Below are 19,971 nucleotides of genomic sequence, written 5' to 3' on the forward strand. Positions count from 1 at the left end.
GGTCGGTCACTTATCCGCGTCAGGCGGTAATTCGGCCATGGCCTGGGCCAGAGCGTCGAGCAAGAGGTCCACGTGCGCTTCGCGATGGGCCGCCGTCAGGGTCACCCGCAGGCGGGCACTGCCGGCCGGTACGGTGGGCGGTCGGATGGCGGTGACCAGGATCCCGCGTCGGCGCAGGGCGGCGGAGAGTGCGAGGGCGCGCGCGCTGTCGCCGACCAGGATCGGCTGGATCGGCGTGGCGCTGAGCATAAGGTCCAGGCCGAGGGCCGTCGCGCCCCTGCGGAATCTCTGGATCAAAGTGTGCAGAAGCTCACGGCGCCAGCCCTCCTCACGGACGAGCTGCAGGGCGGCGAGGGTGGCGCAGGCCACCGCCGGCGGCTGGCTGGTGGTGTAGATATAGGGGCGGGCGAACTGGATCAGCGTCTCGATCAGTTCCTCGCTGCCGGCGACAAAGGCCCCGGCGGTGCCGCAGGCCTTGCCCAGGGTGCCGACCAGCACCGGGACCTGGCCCTGGTCCAGGCCGAAGTGCTCGACGATGCCGCCGCCGCTGGCGCCCAGGGTGCCGATGCCGTGGGCATCGTCCACCAGGGTCCAGGCGCCGTGGCGCTGGGCGACCTCGCAGAGCTCGGGCAGGGCGGCCAGATCGCCGTCCATGCTGAAGACGCCGTCGGTGACCACCAGGGTGTCGCCCTCGGCCTTGGCCAGGCGCGTGGCCAGGCTGGCCGGGTCGTTGTGCAGATAGCGGCCGAAGCGCGCGCCGCTGAGCAGACCGGCGTCGAGCAGGGAGGCATGGTTGAGGCGGTCTTCCAGTACGGTATCGCCACGCCCGACCAGGGCGGTGACGGCTGCCAGGTTGGCCATGTAGCCGGTGGAGAACAGCAGGGCGCGTGGCCGCCCGGTGAGGTCGGCCAGGGCTTCTTCGACCTGGTGATGCGGACCGCTGTGGCCGATCACCAGGTGCGAGGCGCCGCCGCCCACGCCCCAGCGCTCGGCGCCCGCGCGCAGGGCGGCGATCACCTGGGGATGATTGGCCAGGCCCAGGTAGTCGTTGCTGCAGAAGGCCAGCAGGGACTCGCCATCCACCACCACCTCGGGGCCCTGGGGCGCTTCCAGCAAAGGGCGGCGCCGATAGAGGTGCTCGGCGTGACGCTGGGCCAGGCGGGCGGCGAGGTCGAAGGCCATGGGGAGTCTCGGTAGCGTTGGAAGGCCCCTCACCCCAGCCCTCTCGCGAGGGGAGAGGGGTTGGTCTGGAGCGCGGCTTGGGCGGTGGTTTACCCTCACCCCGGCCCTCTCCCGGGGGGAGAGGGGGACGACAGGGGTCAGGCGGTGGCGGCGTCGTAGAAGAGTTCGCTGTTGCGCTGTTCCACCAGGGCCTGCTCGATGGCGGCTTGGTGCACCTCGTCGGCGTGCTCTTCGCGGGCTTCGGGCTGGATGCCGAGACGGGCGAACAGCTGCATGTCCTTGTCGGCCTGGGGGTTGCCGGTGGTCAGCAGCTTCTCGCCGTAGAAGATGGAGTTGGCACCGGCCAGGAAGGCCAGGGACTGCATCTGCTCGTTCATCTGCTCGCGACCGGCGGACAGGCGCACATGGGACTTGGGCATGAGGATCCGTGCCACCGCCAGGGTGCGGATGAAGTCGAAGGGATCGACGTCCTTCTCTTCGGCCAGCGGGGTGCCCTGGACCTTGACCAGCATGTTGATCGGCACCGACTCGGGGTGCTCGGGCAGGTTGGCCAGCTGGATCAGCAGGCCGGCGCGGTCGTCCACCGACTCGCCCATGCCGAGGATGCCGCCGGAGCAGATCTTCATCCCGGCTTCACGGACGTAGGCCAGGGTCTGCAGGCGCTCGCCGTAGGTGCGGGTGGTGATGATGTTGCCGTAGAACTCCGGCGAGGTGTCCAGGTTGTGGTTGTAGTAGTCCAGGCCGGCGTCGGCCAGGGCGCGGGTCTGCTCCTGGTCCAGGCGGCCGAGGGTCATGCAGGTCTCCAGGCCCAGGGCCTTCACGCCCTGCACCATCTGCAGCACGTAGGGCATGTCCTTGGCGGAGGGATGCTTCCAGGCGGCGCCCATGCAGAAACGGGTGGAGCCGATGGCCTTGGCCTCGGCGGCCGCCTCCAGCACCTTCTGCACCTCCATCAGCTTTTCCTTTTCCAGACCGGTGTTGTAGTGGCCGGACTGGGGGCAGTACTTGCAGTCTTCCGGGCAGGCGCCGGTCTTGATCGACAGCAGGGTGGAGACCTGCACGCGATTGGGATCGAAGTGCTGGCGGTGCACGCCCTGGGCCTGGAACAGCAGGTCGTTGAAGGGCTGCTGGAACAGGGCGCGGACTTCGGCGAGAGTCCAGTCGTGACGCAGGGCGGTAGCGCTCATGGGAGATCCTCGATGCATAGGACGGCCGGGTGCCGGAGCGGGGCCGATGAATGCGGTCGACCTTAGCCGAAGTCCTGGTCGACTACTGCTCATAAAATGAGCAATTGCCGGATTTTTCGCAGGGAGATTGATGGGGTGTGGTTTGGGACACGGTGGCGCGTGGATCGGGTCCGTTGAGCTTCACCGGGTTCGGTACGGGGTAAGTCGTAGGACTAAGGCCAATCGCGGCCACGGGCCGCTCCTACAAAGGCATCACTCCCTGTAGGAGCGGTCGCTACGGCGCACCGGCATGGCCGCGATAAAGACGGTTGCTCCTACAGCAGCCGGATATTCCGTAGGAGCGGCCGCAGCGGCGGACCGTCATGGCCGCGATAGCCCCAACATGAGCGACCTGGTTGGCTTCGCTATGTTCAGCCCAACCTACGTCAGAGCATCCGCTCCAACCCCACCGCCTTGACCACCCAGGCGTTGAAGCGGCGCCAGGCGCTGCCGGGTTCGTGGTGCAGCACCCGCGGCTGGCCGTCGCGTTCGCTGACCCACTCCAGCCGCACCCGCCCGCGATCCTCGACGCGCTTGACCGCATAGGAGACGCTCGGGTCCATGCCCTGCCGCATCAGCTGGCGCAGGCGACCGGTGAGGACCGGGCTGTCCACCAGGATGCCGACCTCGGTATTCCACAGCACCGAGCGCGGATCGAAGTTGAAGGAGCCGATAAAGGACCAGCGTCCGTCGATGGCCATGGCCTTGCTGTGCAGGCTGGATTCGGATTCGCCAAAGCTGTAGGGCAGCGCGGATCGCTTCTGGTCCGGGCGGGCGCGCAACTCATAGAGCCTGACCCCCTGGGCCAGCAGCGCCGCGCGATAAGGCGCGTAGCCGGCGTGCACGGCGGGCACGTCGGTGGCTTCCAGGGCGTTGGTCAGCACCCGCACATCGACGCCGCGGGCGGCCAGGCCGCCCAGGTAGGCGACCCCCTGATTCATCGGCACGAAGTAGGAAGAGACCAGCAGCAGTTCGTGCTGGGCGCCGTCCAGGGTCGGTTGCAACTGATGGGTGAGCAGCAGCTGCCAGTCCGGCTCGTCCTCGGCCAACACCTTGCGCGGCGCATCCCAGAACGCCTGGGCGTGGGCCCAGGTCAGCTCCTGCAGCCAGCCGTCGAGCTGGGGCGCGGTGGCGTAGCGACGCAGGCGGTTGTACAGCGCCAGGTCGCGGGTGCGTTCGCTGTCGAGGTAGTGATGCAGCCGCGCGCGCAGCCGCACCAGGGCGGTGGGCGAGGGCGCGAACCAGCGCAGCCGCCGGGCCGGCTGGCTCAGCGGACTGTTCCAGTACTGGTCGAAGCTGGTGCCCAGCTGGCGCGCCACCGGACCGGCGGCAAGCAGGTCGAGATCGGTGAAATTCATCTCCGGGCGGGCATCGAAGTATTCGTCGCCCAGGTTGCGTCCGCCAACAATGGCCACGCTGTCGTCGGCCAGCCACAGCTTGTTGTGCATGCGGCGGTGCTGGTGGTTGAGATCCACCAGCCGGCCCAGGGCCCGGGTCGGACCGGTGCTGCGACCCAGGTGCAGCGGATTGAAGACGCGGATCTGCACATTGGGATGGGCCGCCAGCACGGCGATCTGGTAGTCGTTGCCATCGCTGCTGGTGTCGTCGATGAGGAAGCGGATGCGCACGCCGCGATCCGCCGCCTTGAGCAGTTCATTGACCAGCAGTCGGGTGGTCAGGCCGTCGTGGACGATGTAGTACTGGATGTCCAGGCTGCGCTGGGCCTTGCGGATCAGCTCGGCGCGGGCGGTGAAGGCATCGGTGCTGGTTTCCAGCAGGCGCAGCCCCGACAGCCCCGGATGGGCGGCGCCGGCGGCGCGCACCTGGCTGTCCAGGGCGGTGCCGGCGACCGGCAGCACCTGGGAGGCGTGGCGCGGAAGCGGCGTGGCGCAGCCGGCCAGCAGCGCCAGCAGCAGGGGGACGAGCAGGCGGATCACAGGCTGTCCTTGAGGCGATACCAGAGCATGCCCAGGGCCAGCAGCGGCGACCTCAGGTGGCGACCGCCGGGAAAGCGCGCATGGGGCACCCGGGCGAAGAGGTCGAAACCGGCCGACTGGGCCAGGATGGCCTCGGCCAGCAGGTGACCGGCCAGGTGGGTGGCGTTGACCCCATGACCGGCATAGGCCTGGGCATGGAAGACGTTGGGGTGCTCGCGCAGCCGACCGATCTGCGGCAGGCGATTGGCGCCGATGCCGATCATGCCGCCCCAGGCGTAGTCCACCCGCACATCCACCAGTTCGGGGAAGACCTCCAGCATCTTCGGCCTCATGTAGCCGGCGATGTCCCGGGGATCGCGCCCGGAATAGTGGCAGGCGCCGCCGAACAGCAGGCGGCGGTCGGCGGAGAGGCGGAAGTAGTCCACCGCCACGTTCTGGTCGCAGACCGCGCGATTGCCCGGCAGCAGCCGCGCGGCGCGCTCGGCGGAGAGCGGCTCGGTGGCGATGACATAGCTGCCGGCCGGCAGGACCTGGGCGGCGAGGTCGGGTTGCAGGTCGTCGATATAGGCGTTGCAGCAGAGCACCAGGGTGTCGGCGCTGACCCGGCCGCGGGCAGTGTGGACGCGCACCCGGGGGCCGTATTCCAGGCGGGTGACCTGGCTGTCTTCGTGCAGTTGCACGCCCAGCGCCCGGGCCGCGGCGGCTTCGCCGAGGGCCAGGTTGAGCGGATGCAGGTGGCCGGAGCCCTCGTCGATCAGAGCACCCTGGTAGCGCTCGGAACCCACCACCTCCGCCAGCCGGGCCTTGGGCACCAGTCGCAGCGGATGGGGGTAACCCAGCGCCTGCAGCGCGGCATGCTCTTCCTGCAGATGCTGCCAGTGGCGCGGCTTGTTGGCCAGGTCGGCGAAGCCCCAGGTGAGCGCGCAGTCGATGCCGTGGCGGGCGATGCGCTGGCGGACCCGATCCACCGCCTCGAAGCCCAGCCGCTTGAGTTCGCGTACCCCTTCGGCGCCTATGACCGACTCGAATTGCTCGACGTCATGGCCGACGCCGCGGATCAGCTGACCACCGTTGCGGCCGCTGGCGCCCCAGCCGATGCGGCGGGCTTCCAGCAGCACCACCCGGGCGCCCCGCTCGGCCAGTTCCAGGGCGGTATTGAGCCCGGAAAAGCCACCGCCGACCACGCAGACATCCGCCTGGACCTCGCCCTCCAGGGGCGGAAAGTCCAGGTCCAGATTGGCGGTGGCGGCGTAGTAGGAAGGCGCGTGGGGCTGCATAGGCGGCGTCTGATTTAGCAGGCGAAAGGGACGAGAGCCTGTTCAAAGTCTTGCGAGCTAGGGCCAGACAAGGAGAACAGACTTGAGGAAGCGGAGTTTACACAGAGTAAATGAGCATTCCGAAAGTCTGTTCGACGCGGTTTGGCCGACGCGCAGCTGACTTTGAATAGGTTCTAAGCCGTCGGGCGTTGGGCGACCAGGGTAAAGCTCATCGGCAACTGGGCGGTCTGGCCGATGTAGCCGTCATAGTCGGCCTCGCGATTGGAGTGCGGATGCTCTTCCAGCCGTTGCAAGCTCAGGCCGGCGTCCAGGCCGGCGGTGACGATGGCCCCCAGGGTATGGATATGCCAGTAGCTCGGCGCGCTCTGGCCGTGATCCAGGCCGTCGTAGGTGATGAGGTCCGCGCTGACCAGCGGCTCGCGGCGGAAGTAGCTGTAGCGCGGCACCAGCGGCTGGTCCGCATGGGGCTCGAAGACTTCCAGGAAGGGATGGGTCTCGTAGATCACCAGACGTCCGCCCGGTGCCAGCAGGCTCTGCACCGCGGCGAAGAAGGCCGGCAGGTCCGGCATCCAGTTCAGCACGCCGATGGTGATCAGCACCAAGTCGTGCTGGCCGAGCCCGGCGGGCAGGGCATAGATGTCGGCGGCCACCAGTCGCGGCGCCAGGCCCGCGGCTTTGGCCAGCTGCTCGCCCTGGGCGAGAAAGGCCGGCGACTGGTCGATGCCCAGGGCGGGCCGGGCGCCGAAGGCCGCCAGGGAAAGCAGTTCGCGGGCGTTGTTGCAGCCGACCTGGGCGCAACTCAGGCCGCGGATGTCCAGTGCGGTGAGGGTGGCGGTCAGGCAGGCATCGAGGACCGAGAAGCCGGGTTGGCGAGCCTGTTCCAAGAGGCGCTGCCAGTCCTCGCCCTGGGCATGCAGCGGCGCCGACACCTCCCAGGCCTGGCGATTGGCGGCGGTGATGAACTGACGCTGGTGGGGATCCATGGGCGGCCTCCTTGGCTGTCGATGCAAAACCCGCAGCCTAGACGGTGATCCCCGGGCTCGCCAGCCGTCAGTCCGGCACCGGCAGGCTCAGGGTCTCCTTGATCTCCTCCATCACGATGTAGCTCTTGGATTCGCGCACATGGGGCAGCTTGAGCAGGATGTCGCCCAGCAGCTTGCGGTAGGAGGCCATCTCGGAGATGCGCGCCTTGACCAGGTAGTCGAATTCGCCGGAGACCAGGTGGCATTCCAGCACCTGGGGCAGCTTGAGCACGGCGCGGCGGAATTCCTCGAAGGTGTCGCCGGACTTGTAGTCCAGGCTCAGCTCGACGAACACCAGCAGCCCGGCCTTGAGGTGCTGCGGATTGAGGCGGGCGTTGTAGCCCTGGATGATGCCTTCGCGCTCCAGCCGGCGGACGCGCTCGGTGCAGGGCGTGGTGGACAGCCCCACCCGTTCGCCCAGCTCGGTGAAGGAGATGCGGCCATCGTCCTGGAGGATGCGCAGGATGTTGCGGTCGATCTTGTCCAGCTCGCGTCTGGCCTGGTGATGGGTACGCATCGCGGGGGTCTCTGCCAAAGGGGTCTTTACCGGAAAATTACTCCGAATATAGGCAATTCTTCAGTGATTAGCACTGCGAGCGGCTTTCTATACTTGCCGTATCTGCCTTCATTCCGACGAAAGCCGGCGAAATCCTCTCACCGGCCAGGAGCTAGCGATGCGTGTACTGGTTTTGGGGAGCGGCGTCATCGGCACGACCAGCGCCTACTATCTGGCCCGTCAGGGTTTCGAGGTGGTCGTGGTCGATCGCCAGGCCGGTCCCGCCCTGGAGACCAGCCATGCCAACGCCGGTCAGGTCTCGCCTGGCTATGCCTCGCCCTGGGCCGCGCCCGGCGTGCCGCTCAAGGCGCTGAAGTGGCTGTTCCAGAAGCATGCGCCCCTGGCCATCCGCCTGACCGGCGACAGCAACCAGTACCTGTGGATGGCGCAGATGCTGCGCAACTGCACCGCGGCGCGCTATGCGGTCAACAAGGAGCGCATGGTGCGGCTGTCCGAATACAGCCGTGACTGCCTCGACGAGTTGCGCCAGGACACCGGCATCGCCTACGAAGGCCGCCAGCTGGGCACCACCCAGATCTTCCGCACTCAGCAGCAGGTGGAGGCCGCGGCCAAGGACATCGCCGTCCTGGAGCGTTCCGGCGTGCCCTTCGAATTGCTCGACCGCGACGGCGTGGCCCGGGTCGAACCGGCGCTGGCGGCGGTCAAGCACAAGCTGGCCGGCGGCCTGCGCCTGCCCAACGACCAGACCGGCGACTGCTTCCTGTTCACCAATCGCCTGGCCGAGGAAGCCCGCCGCCTGGGCGTGGAATTCCGTTTCGGCGCCGAGATCCAGCAACTCAGCGCCAATGGCGATCGCATCGACGGCGTCAGGGTCGATGGCGAACTGCTCACCGCCGATCACTACGTGCTGGCCCTGGGCAGCTATTCGCCGCAATTGCTGGCACCCTTGGGCATCCGTGCGCCGGTCTATCCGCTCAAGGGCTATTCGCTGACGGTGCCCATCGTCGATGCCGCCATGGCACCGACCTCGACCATCCTCGACGAGACCTACAAGGTCGCCATCACCCGCTTCGACGATCGCATCCGCGTCGGCGGCATGGCCGAGATCTGCGGCTTCGACCTGAGCCTGGATCCACGCCGCCGCGCGACCCTGGAAATGATCACCGGTGACCTCTATCCTCGCGGTGGCGACCTCGCCCGGGCCAGCTTCTGGACCGGTCTGCGACCCGCCACCCCGGACGGGACCCCCATCGTCGGCGCCACCCGCTATCGCAACCTGTTCCTCAATACCGGGCACGGGACGCTGGGCTGGACCATGGCCTGCGGCTCCGGTCGCCTGCTGGCCGATCTGATCGCCCGCAAGCAGCCGCAGATCAGCGCCGAGGGTCTCGACATCTCCCGTTATTCCGCCACCCAGGAGTCCCCGCGCAATGCCCGTACAGCGTCTGCACACTGATCGCCGCCTCAGCGAAATCAATATCCACAACGGCACCGTCTACCTGGCCGGCCAACTGGCCGACGACTTTTCCGGCGACATCTATCAGCAGACCCGCGAGACCCTGGCCAACGTCGACAAATTTCTTGCCGAGGCCGGCAGCGACAAGCAGCACATCCTGGTGGTGACCATCTTCCTGCGCGACATCGCCCTGCACTTCGAGGGCATGAATCGCGCCTGGGACGAATGGGCCGCCCAGGGCGCCACCCCGGGTCGCACCACCGTCGAGGCCAAGCTGGCCAAGCCGGACATCCTGGTGGAAATGAACGTCATCGCCGCCGTCAAGGCGTAAGACCGCTATTCCCCCTCTCCCCCTGGGAGAGGGCCGGGGTGAGGGCGTTGTCCAGCCCTCCTGTCCCTCACTCTTCCCCTGCCGAGACCTCCCATGCGTCCCGCCCGCGCCGTCATCGACCTCGCCGCCCTGCGCCAGAACTATCGCCTGGCACTTGAACTCTCCGACGCCCGCGCCTTGGCGGTGATCAAGGCCGATGCCTATGGCCATGGCGCCGTGGCGGTGGCCAGTGCCCTGGCGGGCGAGGCCGACGGCTTCGCCGTGGCCTGCATCGAGGAGGCCCTGGAACTGCGCGCCGCCGGGATCCGTGCGCCCATCCTCTTGCTGGAAGGCTTCTTCGGCATCGACGAGCTGCCGCTGATCGCCGAGCACGAGCTCTGGACGGTGATCCACGCCGACTGGCAACTGGAGGCCCTGGAGCGGACCGCTCTGGTGCGATCGCTGCAGGTCTGGCTGAAGCTGGATTCGGGCATGCACCGGGTCGGCTTCTTTCCCCAGGACTATGCCGCCGCCTACCGGCGACTGCTGGCCAGCGGCAAGGTCAGCGGCATCGTCAAGCTGACCCACTTCGCCCGTGCCGACGAACCGGACAGCCCGGCCACCGCGGCGCAGATCGCCACCTTCCGCGCGGCCACCGAGGGCCTGCCCGGTCCCACCAGCCTGCGCAATTCGCCGGCGACCCTGGGCTGGCCCCAGGCAGCCGGCGACTGGGTGCGCCCCGGGCTGATGCTCTATGGCGTCTCGCCCTTCGCCTCGGCCCAGGCCGTCGCCGAACGCCTGCAACCGGTGATGACCCTGACCTCGCGGGTGATCGCCGTGCGCGAACTGCCGGCCGGCGAGCCGGTGGGCTATGGCGCCCGTTACGTCACCGCCGGGCCGACCCGGGTCGGGGTGGTCGCCCTGGGCTATGCCGACGGCTATCCGCGCCATGCGCCCAACGGCACCCCGGTGGCCATCGAAGGGCGTCCCGGCCAGCTGATCGGGCGGGTATCCATGGACATGCTCACCATCGACCTCACCGATCATCCCCAGGCCGGGGTGGGCAGTGAGGTGGAATTCTGGGGCCGCCAGGTGTCGGTGGCGGACCTGGCCGAGCGCTGCGACACCATCCCCTACCAGTTGCTGTGCAACCTCAAGCGGGTGGCGCGCAGCTATCGCGACTAGGCCCTGGACGGGGCCTTTGCCCGCTGCCGCCGCCAGGCGGGCGCCGCCCGGGGGCCACACGTCCGCCGTAGTGTTGTAAATCTCGAACAGCGTTGCCATGATGCTGAACACCGTGCCACGGCACGCCCTCAGCGCGTGGCCTGGCCACGTCTCACCCGCCTGCTCGAGGAGTCTTTTCCACCTTGGACGTCGGTGCCCGCCTGCAAACCATCCGTACCCTCAAGGGCCTGTCCCAGCGCGAACTCGCCAAGCGTGCCGGGGTGACCAACAGCACCATCTCGATGATCGAGAAGAACAGCGTCAGCCCCTCCATCAGTTCGCTGAAAAAGGTGCTGGCCGGCATTCCCATGTCCCTGGTGGAATTCTTTTCCCTGGACCTGGAGCAGGACACGCCGACCCAGGTGGTCTATCGCGCCAATGAGCTCATCGACATCTCCAGCGGCGCCCACACCGTGCGCATGCGCCTGGTCGGCCGCGCCCATCCCAGTCGCGCCCTGGCCTTTCTCGACGAGACCTATCCGCCCGGCGCCGACACCGGCGAAGAGATGTACGCCCATGATGGCGAGGAGGCCGGCCTGGTGGTGGAGGGCCGCCTGGAACTGACCGTGGGCGGCGAGGTGCACATCCTCGAACCCGGCGACAGCTACTACTTCGAAAGCAGCCGCCCGCACCGCTTCCGCAATCCCTTCGAAGCCCCCGCCCGGCTGATCAGCGCGACCACTCCGGCGAATTTCTAAGCGCTTGCGCTATGGCGGTCGCAGGGTGGAAAACGGCGCTGTCTTTTCCACGTGGAAGCCGGTGCCTGGGGGCGCCCTCACCCCAACCCTCTCCCGGAGGGAGAGGGGGCTGTCCGAGTGGGCGCTCGAGTTCCTCTGTCCGCGTAGGGTGGAAAACGGCGCAGCCTTTTCCACGTTGAAGTGAGTGCCTGGGGGCGCCCTCACCCCAACCCTCTCCCGGAGGGAGAGGGGGCTGTTCGAGTGGGCGTTTGTCCCCAGCGCTCCTGGACAGATCGCGATCGGCCGCCGCGATAGGAATTTCAGCAGCGAATCGCGGCCATGGGCCGCTCCTACAGGGGGATGCTTTTGTAGGAGCGGTCGCTACGGCGCACCGGCCTGGCCGCGATAAAGACAGTTGCCACTACAAGGCAGTCCCCCACAACGCCTCCTCATCGATCCCCAGCGCCGCCAACTCCGCCCGGCGTAGCGGTTCGTCCTGGGCGAGAAAGAATTCGTCCAGTTGCGGTGGCGCCACGCCGCTGGCCAGGAGCAGGGCGTGGGCCTGGCCGCGGTGGTGCAGCTGGTGTACGAAGAGGTGCTGCAGGGTGCGCAGTCGCCCTTCCCGGACCGGGCCGCTGGCGCGGGGCAGGGTGATGAGCTGGCTCAGTTGCGGCGGAGCGAGGCCGCGGCACAGCGCGATCAGGCGCTGGTCGCTGGCGGTCTGGGCTGCATGCAGCGTCGCCAGGTCGGGCCAGTCCGTGTCCTGGTAGGGCCGGGGCTGGTCGTGCAGGGCATCGAGATAGAAGCGATCCACGTCGAGCAGATGGCCGAGCAGGGCCCAGAGCGAGCCGAAGAAGGCGGCGGATTGCGGCGCCCGCAGGGCTTCCGGTGACAAACCGGCGCAGGCCGCCAGCAGGCGGTGGTTCGACCAGCGATTGTTGCAGGCCTGGGCCAGCAGCAGGGGAGCGGTCATGGGCATGTCCTCGACAAGGCGCGCGGACACCTACTGTAACGCGCCTGGTTGTGCGGGGGATCGCAGCCTGGAGGCGTCCATGATTGAGGGGCTGTCGGCACTTTGCCATGCTCCGCCGCTCTGCTGCCCACCTGCAAGGATGCGCCTGATGCCTCGAATGTTGCCCTGGTTCGGCCTGGTCGCCGCCCTGTGCCTGGGTGGCCCGGTCCGGGCTGCCGAATCCGTTGCCCTGCCCGAGCTGCCCTACATCCCCCTGGGCGTGGTCGGTCACGACAACAACGCCGCCTATCCCGATGCGCAGATGGAAAGGCGCCTGCAACTGCTCGACCGCTACAACCTGCGCAGCTACCGCTCCGGCGAATTCCTGTTGCTGGATCAGCCGCGCATGGATCGCCTGGTGGCCCTGGCCCGCCAGTACCGCATCACCCTGAGACCGGTGATCACCCAGCAGCTGACCCAGGCCCAGGCCTATGCCCTGGCCAAGCGCTATGCCAAGGACATCAAGATCTGGGAGATCGGCAACGAGCAGGACCACTCGCGGGTCGGCGCGGGTATCCGCATCAGTCGCCTGGTGGACATCTACCGTGGCATCCGCCGCGCCTCCGACGAATTGGACGCCGGCCTCAAGACCACCATCAACGTGATGTCCTGCAATTCCTACGACACCGGGCCCAAGGCGCGTTGCCCGGGCGATCGCCTGGGCTCCATGTGGTTTCTCGATCAGGCCAAGGCGGCCGGCTTCGATTTCGACTACATCAGCTTTCACTACTACCCGCACTACCAGGATCGCGGCCACTGGATGGATCTCTACCTGGGGCAGATGCGCGCCATGGCGGAAAAGTACCGGACGCAGATCTTTTACAACGAGGTCAATTGCGCGGAGATCTACAAGGGCACCACCGACGGTGGCCGGCCGGGGGATCGCAGCTGTTATGACAGCCTCGAATACATCCTCTCCGAGCTCAATGGGCGCTATCGCGACATCGTCCGCGAGATCAACGTCTACGAGCTGCTCGACGAGCCGACCCATCCAGTTGCCCATGAGCGTCACTTCGGGCTGATGTACGACCTGGACCGGCCCAAACCGGTCATGGAACTGGTCCGTCGCTATGCCGGCACGCCCTGAGCCGCCAGAAAGCGGACAAACCTGACTTTATCGCTGGGACAGGTCTTTCGGGTGACCAGGCGGTCACCGACGAACGGTAGACAAAGTGCCATCATCGGCACCGTACATCTGGCAAAACGCTGCGTTTACCCCTGCTTCGTGATGGCACGGGTTCTTATTGGTCTAGCGCTTGCACTAGGCTTTGCAGGTGTTGGGGAAACGATCTTCCCCGGCAGTTTTCCTGCTGTACCGAGGTGGGATGCACGGATCGAATCGCGCACCTCGGCCTATCTGGTTCCTTTGCATGACAATCCTTAGCTCCATCTCCCGCCGCCTGCCGCGTCAGGCGCTGCTCTTGCCTGCCCTGTTCGCCACCGCTTCGCTTGCCACCTCCGCCCAGGCCGTTGACCTGGTCGGTCTCAACTTCTCCGGCGCCACCTTCGCCGCCCAGATCCTGCCCGGTGTCAACGACCGCAACTTCATCTTCCCGGCCGAGAGCCATTTCCAGCAGTGGAGCGCCAAGGGCGTGAAGCTGGTGCGCTTTCCCATTCTCTGGGAGCGCCTGCAACCGTCCATGGGGGTCAATCTCGATCCCACCTATGCCGGCCTGATCGATCGCACCCTGGGCTACGCTCAGAAGTATGGCGTCAAGGTCATCCTCGATCTGCACAACTACGCCCGCTACCAGGGCAAGGTCATCGGCGCGGGCGAAGTCCCCTACGAGGCCTTCCAGAATCTCATGACCCGCGTCGCCCAGCGCTGGGGCACCCATGCGGCGCTCTATGGCTACGACATCATGAACGAGCCCCACGACGCCGTGAGCAACTGGCCGACCGCTGCCCAGTACGGCATCGACGGCGTGCGCGTGGTCGATTCGACCCACCCGATCTTCATCGAAGGCAATGGCTGGGCCGACACCACCCGCTGGCCGCAGTGGAACGATGCGCTGCTCAAGCTCAAGGATCCGGCCAACAACCTGATCTTCATGGCCCAGGCCTTTTTCGACACCAGCCTGAACGTGGCGACCCTTTCGCCCACTTATGGCGTCGAGCGCCTCAAGCCCTTCGTCTCCTGGCTCAAGACCAACAACAAGCGCGGCTTCATCGGCGGCTTCGGCGTACCTGACACCGATGCGCGCTGGTTGCCCATCCTCGACGGCATGCTGGCCTATCTGAAGCAGAACTGCATTCCGGCCACCTACTGGGCCGCCGGCCCGGGCTGGGGCACCTACAACCAGGCGGTCGAGCCGATCAATGGCAAGGATCGTCCGCAATGGGCGGTGCTGGCCAAGTACCTGGACAAGGACAGCTGCGCCGGCATCGGCCCGCAGGTGACTCCGACCGCTACCACACCGCCCAAGACCGAGACCGCTACCAGCGGCGCGACCGCGGGCACCACCGGCGGGACCGGGGCCTCGGGCACTGCCGGGGCGACCACCGGCACCACCACCGGCGCCGTGCCCGCCACGGGTAGCGGCACCACCGGCACCACCACGGGCGGTGCCACGACAGGCGCTACCACCGGTACGGCCACCGGCACCACCGCCAATGCCGCGACCTCGTCCAAGCTGACCACCGTCGAGCAGCTCTACCTGGCCTACTACGGCCGGGCGGCCGATGCCGGTGGCCTCAACTACTGGGCCTCGCGTCTGGCCAGCGACATGAGCGTCGAGCAACTGGCAGCCACCTTCGCCGCCAATGGCGAGTCGACCGCCCTCTATGGCGCGCTGAGCGGCGCCGCCCTGGTCAACCAGGTCTACCAGAACCTCTATGGCCGTAGCGCCGACAGCAGCGGCAGCGCCTTCTGGACCAGCCGCCTGGCCAATGGTGTCACCTCCCGCGCCACCCTGCCGTTGGAAGTCCTGCGCGCCGCCGCTGGCGACGACAAGACCGCCTTCGACAAGAAGGTGAGCGCGGCGCTGGCCCAGGGCACTGCCACCACGACCACGCCGACTCCCGCGGCCAGCGTGCAACCGGTGCAGAACGTGGTCCAGCCGGTTACCGGTGGGGCTGTTGCCTCGGCTCCGCTGAGCGGCTACAAGAACATCCCGCTGGGGGTGGTCGGCCACGACAACAGCGCGGCCTATCCGCCGGCCGAAATGGAAGCCCGCTTGCAGGTCCTGGCTGCGCGCAACCTGCGCACCTATCGCTCCGGCGAGTACCTGGTGATGAACCTGCCCGAGCTGGACCGCCTGGTGTCCCTGGCGCGCAAGTACAACATCACCCTGCGACCGGTCATCACCCACAAGCTGACCCAGGCGCAGGCCTATGCCCTGGCCAAGCGCTACGCCAACGACATCAAGATCTGGGAAGTCGGCAACGAGCAGGACTATTCCAAGGCGGGAGCGCAGGATCGCATCAACACCCTGGTCGGCATCTATCGTGGCATCAAGCAGGCCTCGGACGAGCTGGGCGCCAACCTCAAGACCACCATCAACGTGATGGCGTGCAACTCGGATGACCGCACCGCCACCGCTCGTTGCCCGGGTGATCGCAATGGGGCCATGTGGTTCCTCGACCAGGCCAGGGCGTCGGGCTTCAACTTCGACTACATCAGCTTCCACTACTACCCGTACTTCGATGACAAGGGCTACTGGATGGACATGTACCTGGGGCAGATGCGCGCCATGGCCACCAAGTACAAGACCAAGGTGTTCTTCAACGAGATGAACTGCGGCAACGTCTACCAGGGCAACACCGACGGCGGCCGTGACGGCGATCGGGCCTGCTACGACAGCGTCAAGCAAATGCTCACGGTGCTCAACACCAGCTACAAGGACGTGGTGGCCGAGATCAACGTCTACGAACTGCTCGACGAGCCGAGCCTCTCGGTGATCCACGAGCGCCACTTCGGGATGATGTATGACCTCAAGCGTCCCAAGCCGATCTTCGACATGGTGACCAGCTTCGCCAAGTAACACCCCGGCGCGGCCAGACCACCGCCCCCGCTACCTGATCGGTAGCGGGGGCGGTGTCGTTTTGGGGGCAGGAAAGGGGGGGAGGGTGTCAGTCCGGCGTGGGGCGGGCCCTCACCCTGACCCTCTCCCAGGGGGAGAGGGGATTGCTCGGTGTGGGGCGAGTCACCGGAGTAACTTCGGACGCCCCTCTCCCTCCGGGAGAGGGCCGGGGTGAGGGTGTCAGTTCAGAGTGAAGCGGGCCCTCTCCCAAGGGGAGAGGGGATTGCTCGGTGTGGGGCGAGTCACCGGAGTAACTTCGGACGCCCCTCTCCCTCCGGGAGAGGGCTGGGGTGAGGGTGTCAGTCAGGCATGGGGCGGGNNCNCNCCCNNACCCNCNCCCNGGGGGAGNGGGGACTGANCGGCGTGGGGCGAAGCCTGGGATGACTTCGGACGCCCCCTCTCCCTTNGGGAGAGGGCTGGGGTGAGGGTGTCAGTCTGGCGTGGGGCGGACCCTCACCCTAACCCTCTCCCAGGGGGAGAGGGGACTGATGAGCATGGGGCGAAACCTGGGGTGACTTCGGATACCCCCTCTCCCTCCGGGAGAGGGCTGGGGTGAGGGAGCCACCCACTGAAGACCTTCCCCCTCAACCCCGCTTGAGCATCGCCCGCATCGCCGCCAGGGCATCGTTGCCGCGGGCGGCCTTCTGTTCCTGGGGCGCTTCTTCCAGACCTTCCCACTGCAGGTCCTCGGGCGGCAACTCATCCAGGAAGCGACTGGGGGTGCAGTCGATCAGCTCGCCGTACTGCTTGCGCCGGGTGGCATAGGTGAAGGCCAGGGTCTGGCGCGCGCGGGTGATGCCCACGTAGGCCAGGCGGCGCTCCTCCTCGATGGTGTCGGCCTCGATGCTGGAGCGGTGCGGCAGGATTTCCTCCTCCATGCCCATGATGAACACATAGGGGAATTCCAGGCCCTTGGAGGCGTGCAGGGTCATCATCTGCACCCCGTCGGCGCCTTCCTCTTCCTCTTGCTGGCGTTCGAGCATGTCGCGCAGGACCAGCTTGGCGATGGCGTCCTCGATGGTCATCTGGCCGTCTTCATCCTTTTCCAGGATGTTCTTCAAGGCATCCAGGAGGAACCAGACGTTGCCCATACGGAAGTCAGCGACCTTGTCGGAGCTGGCGTTCTGGCGGATCCAGTTCTCGTAGTCGATGTCCATCACCATGCTGCGCAGGGCGCCGATCGGGTCCTCGCCCGCGCAATTCTTGCGTACCCCGTCCATCCAGCGCTTGAAGCGCCCCAGGCGTTCGGTGAAGCGGGCGTCCAGGTGCTCACCCAGGCCGATCTCGTCGGCGGCGGCGTACATCGAGCGATCCCGGCTGCCGGCATAGTTGCCGAGCTTTTCCAGGGTGGTGGAGCCGATCTCCCGGCGCGGCACGTTGATGACCCTGAGGAAGGCGTTGTCGTCGTCCGGATTCACCAGCAGGCGCAGGTAGGACATCACGTCCTTGACCTCCTGGCGGGCAAAGAAGCTGGTGCCGCCGGAGAGTCGATAGGGGATCTGGTGGTGCTGGAGCTTGAGCTCCATCAGCTTGGCCTGGTGGTTGCCGCGATAGAGGATGGCGAAGTCCGCGTAGGGCCGCTGGGTCTTGAGGTGCAGGGTGAGGATCTCCAGCGCGATGCGCTCGGCCTCGCCGTCCTCGTTCTTGCAGCGCAGCACGCGGATCGGATCGCCGTGGCCCATCTCGCTCCACAGCTGCTTCTCGAACACGTGGGGGTTGTTGGCGATGAGCACGTTGGCGCACTTGAGGATGCGGCTGGTGGAGCGGTAGTTCTGCTCCAGCATCACCACCTTGAGCGAGGGGAAGTCATCCTTGAGCTGCATCAGGTTTTCCGGTCGCGCGCCGCGCCAGGCGTAGATCGACTGGTCGTCATCGCCCACCACGGTGAACTGGGCGCGCTCCTGCACCAGCATCTTCACCAGCAGGTACTGGCTGGTGTTGGTGTCCTGGTATTCGTCCACCAGCATGTAGCGGATGCGGTTGCGCCAGCGTTCCAGCACCTCGGGGTGTTCCTGGAACAGCTTGACCGGCATCAGGATGAGGTCGTCGAAATCCACCGCGTTGTAGGCCTTGAGGGTGCGCTGGTAGTGCAGATAGACCACCGCGGCGGTCTGCTCCTTGGGGGTGCGCGCCTTTTCCAGGGCCTCGTCCGGCAGGATGAGGTCGTTCTTCCAGTTGCCGATGTAGTTCTTGATCTCGTCCAGGCCGTCGTCGCCCTGGTATTCCTTCTGCATGATGTCGGTGAGCAGCGCCTTGATGTCGCCCTCGTCGAAGATCGAGAAGCCGGGCTTGTAGCCCAGGTGCGCGTACTCGCGGCGGATGATGTTCAGGCCGAGGTTGTGGAAGGTCGAGACGGTCAGGCCGCGGCCTTCGCCGGCCTTGAGCAGGCTGGCCACCCGCGCCTTCATCTCGCGCGCCGCCTTGTTGGTAAAGGTCACGGCGCAGATGTACTGGGCGCGGATGCCGCACTGCTGCACCAGGTAGGCGATCTTGCGGGTGATGACGCTGGTCTTGCCGGAGCCGGCACCGGCCAGCACCAGCAGGGGACCGCTGATGTAGGCCACGGCTTCGGCCTGGCGGGGATTGAGCTTGGACATGGCGGACCGGGGTGACGACGCTGGGCGGGGGATTTTACCAGCGCCGGTCCTTGCGGTCTCAGGGCTTGGGCGGTGGCGCGACGAAGGTCAGCTGGCGCGGATAGCCGTACTTCTCGCCGGGCAGCACCGGGCTGTCGAGAAACACGCCCATGCTGCGACCGAATTCGCTGACATGGGTTACGGCATAGTCCTGGCCATCGGCCAGGCGGACGATGGCGCCCGGCTTGAATTCCTCGCGATTGCGCTCGGTGACCGGGATGGAGATGCCGGCGGCCTTGCGGTAGATGCCCTTGAGCCAGTCCTGGTTGGTGAAATCGTTGATCGGGGTGTTGAAGCGACCCGGCAGGCGCTGCAGATGGCGTCCGGTGCCGGGGGCGTCGTCCACCGCCAGGCGTCTGGGATAGCCCACGGTCTCGGCGTCCAGCGGCTTGCCCTCGACGAACACCGCCAGGTTGTCGCCGACCCGCTGGACTTCGGTGATGGCGCGCCATTCGCCATCGCCCAGCTGGACCTGGCGGCCGCTGATGAAGCCTTCGACGTTCGCCGGGGTAGCCGGAATGGTCAGACCGGCCACCCGGCGCAGGACGCCGCGATCCCAGTCTTCGTTGCTGAAATCGTTGATGGAGCTGGACAGCAGCGGCTGGGTGAGCGGAGCGCTGTGCGTCGCCTTGGCGACCTGGGCATGGGCCAGCGGCAGACCCAGGCAGCAGGCGCAGAGCAGCAGGAGGGAGCGGGCCAGGCAGGTGGGCATAGGGGTCATCCTTAACGCAGGTTTCTTGTTGGTCCCGGGCCGGGAGTGGGCGATAGACCCCTGATGTCTCCCGGCGTTTGGCGAGCGCGTCGCCAAGCGGCAATTTTTTACCCGCGCGGCGCCGAACGGCAAGGGCTGCGTTACCCTGGGGCTTTTCCCGCCGGAGTCCCTCCATGAATTCGACCCTTGCCGCCGTCCCCCTGGCCAAGGCCTATCGGCTGCTTAACCACGGTCCCACGGTGCTGGTCAGCGCCGCCCATGCCGGTCGGCGCAACGTCATGGCCGCGGCCTGGGCGATGGCGGTGGATTTCGAACCGGGCAAGGTGGCGGTGGTGCTGGACAAGCAGACCTGGACCCGCGAACTGCTGGAGGCCGAGGGCAGCTTCGTGCTCAGCGTGCCCTGCGCCGCCCAGGTGGATCTGGTACAGACGGTGGGCAACACCAGCGGCCGCGAGCTCGACAAGTTCGCCGCCTACGGCATCGAGACGCTGGCGGGCGAACAGGTCAGCGCGCCGCTGATCGCCGGCTGCGTGGCCTGGCTGGAATGCCGGCTGCTGCCCGAGGCGCACAATCAGCAGGACTACGACCTGTTTCTCGGCGAGGTGGTCGCCGCCCGGGCCGATACCCGGGTGTTTCGCGAGGGGCGCTGGGATTTTCGCGGCCAGGACGGCCTGCGCACCCTGCACCACGTCGCCGGCGGCCATTTCCTGGTGATCGGCGACGGCATCCAGGGGCAGCGGTTGACGCCCAAGGTCTGAACC

Annotated in this window: 16 protein-coding genes; 7 read left to right on the plus strand and 9 right to left on the minus strand. The window is 67.0% G+C overall.

The genetic code is table 11. The annotated features are described in order from the left end of the window. Positions 1-6 precede the first annotated feature (6 nt). From bioF to PSK12I2_RS0104200, 6 genes are all read right to left on the minus strand, one after another. Positions 7-1,182 (minus strand): 8-amino-7-oxononanoate synthase, encoded by a 1,176-nt coding sequence (gene bioF, locus PSK12I2_RS0104175; RefSeq protein WP_027597422.1) that lies wholly within the window; start codon positions 1,180-1,182, stop codon positions 7-9. Positions 1,183-1,319: 137 nt separating this feature from the next. Continuing rightward, positions 1,320-2,369, minus strand: coding sequence for a biotin synthase BioB (gene bioB, locus PSK12I2_RS0104180; RefSeq protein ID WP_007159868.1), 1,050 nt, complete (start codon positions 2,367-2,369; stop codon positions 1,320-1,322). Positions 2,370-2,794: 425 nt separating this feature from the next. Next, positions 2,795-4,345 (minus strand): phospholipase D family protein, encoded by a 1,551-nt coding sequence (locus PSK12I2_RS0104185; protein ID WP_027597423.1) that lies wholly within the window; start codon positions 4,343-4,345, stop codon positions 2,795-2,797. Next, positions 4,342-5,622, minus strand: a complete 1,281-nt coding sequence (locus tag PSK12I2_RS0104190) for an FAD-binding oxidoreductase (protein WP_027597424.1) — start codon at positions 5,620-5,622, stop codon at positions 4,342-4,344. The genes PSK12I2_RS0104185 and PSK12I2_RS0104190 overlap by 4 nt, the downstream gene beginning before the upstream one ends. Before the next feature lie 173 nt (positions 5,623-5,795). After that, entirely contained in the window at positions 5,796-6,605 is an 810-nt protein-coding gene (locus PSK12I2_RS0104195; RefSeq protein ID WP_027597425.1) for a bifunctional 2-polyprenyl-6-hydroxyphenol methylase/3-demethylubiquinol 3-O-methyltransferase UbiG, read from the minus strand. Positions 6,606-6,672: 67 nt separating this feature from the next. Beyond that, positions 6,673-7,161 (minus strand): Lrp/AsnC ligand binding domain-containing protein, encoded by a 489-nt coding sequence (locus PSK12I2_RS0104200; protein WP_007159864.1) that lies wholly within the window; start codon positions 7,159-7,161, stop codon positions 6,673-6,675. A 157-nt stretch (positions 7,162-7,318) separates the two neighbouring features. On the opposite strand from PSK12I2_RS0104200, the gene dadA reads away from it, so the two are divergent. From dadA to PSK12I2_RS0104220, 4 genes are all read left to right on the plus strand, one after another. Next, positions 7,319-8,617, plus strand: a complete 1,299-nt coding sequence (gene dadA / locus PSK12I2_RS0104205; RefSeq protein ID WP_027597426.1) for a D-amino acid dehydrogenase — start codon at positions 7,319-7,321, stop codon at positions 8,615-8,617. Then, positions 8,592-8,948: a RidA family protein gene (locus PSK12I2_RS0104210; protein WP_027597427.1), complete on the plus strand. Its 357-nt coding sequence runs from the start codon at positions 8,592-8,594 to the stop codon at positions 8,946-8,948. The genes dadA and PSK12I2_RS0104210 overlap by 26 nt, the downstream gene beginning before the upstream one ends. A gap of 93 nt (positions 8,949-9,041) precedes the next feature. Further along, positions 9,042-10,112: an alanine racemase gene (gene alr, locus PSK12I2_RS0104215; RefSeq protein ID WP_027597428.1), complete on the plus strand. Its 1,071-nt coding sequence runs from the start codon at positions 9,042-9,044 to the stop codon at positions 10,110-10,112. A 182-nt stretch (positions 10,113-10,294) separates the two neighbouring features. Then, positions 10,295-10,849: a cupin domain-containing protein gene (locus PSK12I2_RS0104220; protein ID WP_027597429.1), complete on the plus strand. Its 555-nt coding sequence runs from the start codon at positions 10,295-10,297 to the stop codon at positions 10,847-10,849. Positions 10,850-11,249: 400 nt separating this feature from the next. Here the strand turns inward: PSK12I2_RS0104220 and PSK12I2_RS0104225 are convergent, their stop codons facing one another. Next, a complete protein-coding gene (locus PSK12I2_RS0104225) occupies positions 11,250-11,801 on the minus strand; it encodes a DinB family protein (protein WP_027597430.1) in 552 nt (183 codons plus the stop codon). 148 nt (positions 11,802-11,949) lie between these two features. Between PSK12I2_RS0104225 and PSK12I2_RS0104230 the strand changes: the two genes are divergently transcribed. Continuing rightward, positions 11,950-12,927, plus strand: a complete 978-nt coding sequence (locus PSK12I2_RS0104230) for a glycosyl hydrolase 53 family protein (protein WP_235389961.1) — start codon at positions 11,950-11,952, stop codon at positions 12,925-12,927. Between the two features lie 283 nt (positions 12,928-13,210). After that, a complete protein-coding gene (locus tag PSK12I2_RS0104235) occupies positions 13,211-15,823 on the plus strand; it encodes a cellulase family glycosylhydrolase (protein ID WP_027597432.1) in 2,613 nt (870 codons plus the stop codon). Positions 15,824-16,446: 623 nt separating this feature from the next. Here the strand turns inward: PSK12I2_RS0104235 and rep are convergent. Together rep and PSK12I2_RS0104245 are read right to left on the minus strand one after the other, a co-directional pair. Then, positions 16,447-18,459 carry a DNA helicase Rep gene (gene rep, locus PSK12I2_RS0104240; RefSeq protein WP_027597433.1) on the minus strand — a complete coding sequence of 671 codons (2,013 nt, stop codon included), beginning with the start codon at positions 18,457-18,459 and terminating at the stop codon, positions 16,447-16,449. Positions 18,460-18,517: 58 nt separating this feature from the next. After that, complete coding sequence (locus PSK12I2_RS0104245; RefSeq protein ID WP_027597434.1) at positions 18,518-19,210, minus strand: hypothetical protein; 693 nt, start codon at positions 19,208-19,210, stop codon at positions 18,518-18,520. A 173-nt stretch (positions 19,211-19,383) separates the two neighbouring features. On the opposite strand from PSK12I2_RS0104245, the gene PSK12I2_RS0104250 reads away from it, so the two are divergent. Then, the gene (locus tag PSK12I2_RS0104250; protein WP_027597435.1) at positions 19,384-19,968 is read left to right on the plus strand and encodes a flavin reductase family protein; all 585 of its coding nucleotides are present in this window, start codon (positions 19,384-19,386) and stop codon (positions 19,966-19,968) included. Positions 19,969-19,971 lie beyond the last annotated feature (3 nt).

The sequence above is a fragment of the Pseudomonas sp. MOIL14HWK12:I2 genome, from assembly GCF_000510745.1.
Taxonomy (GTDB): Bacteria; Pseudomonadota; Gammaproteobacteria; order Pseudomonadales; family Pseudomonadaceae; genus Chryseomonas; species Chryseomonas oryzihabitans.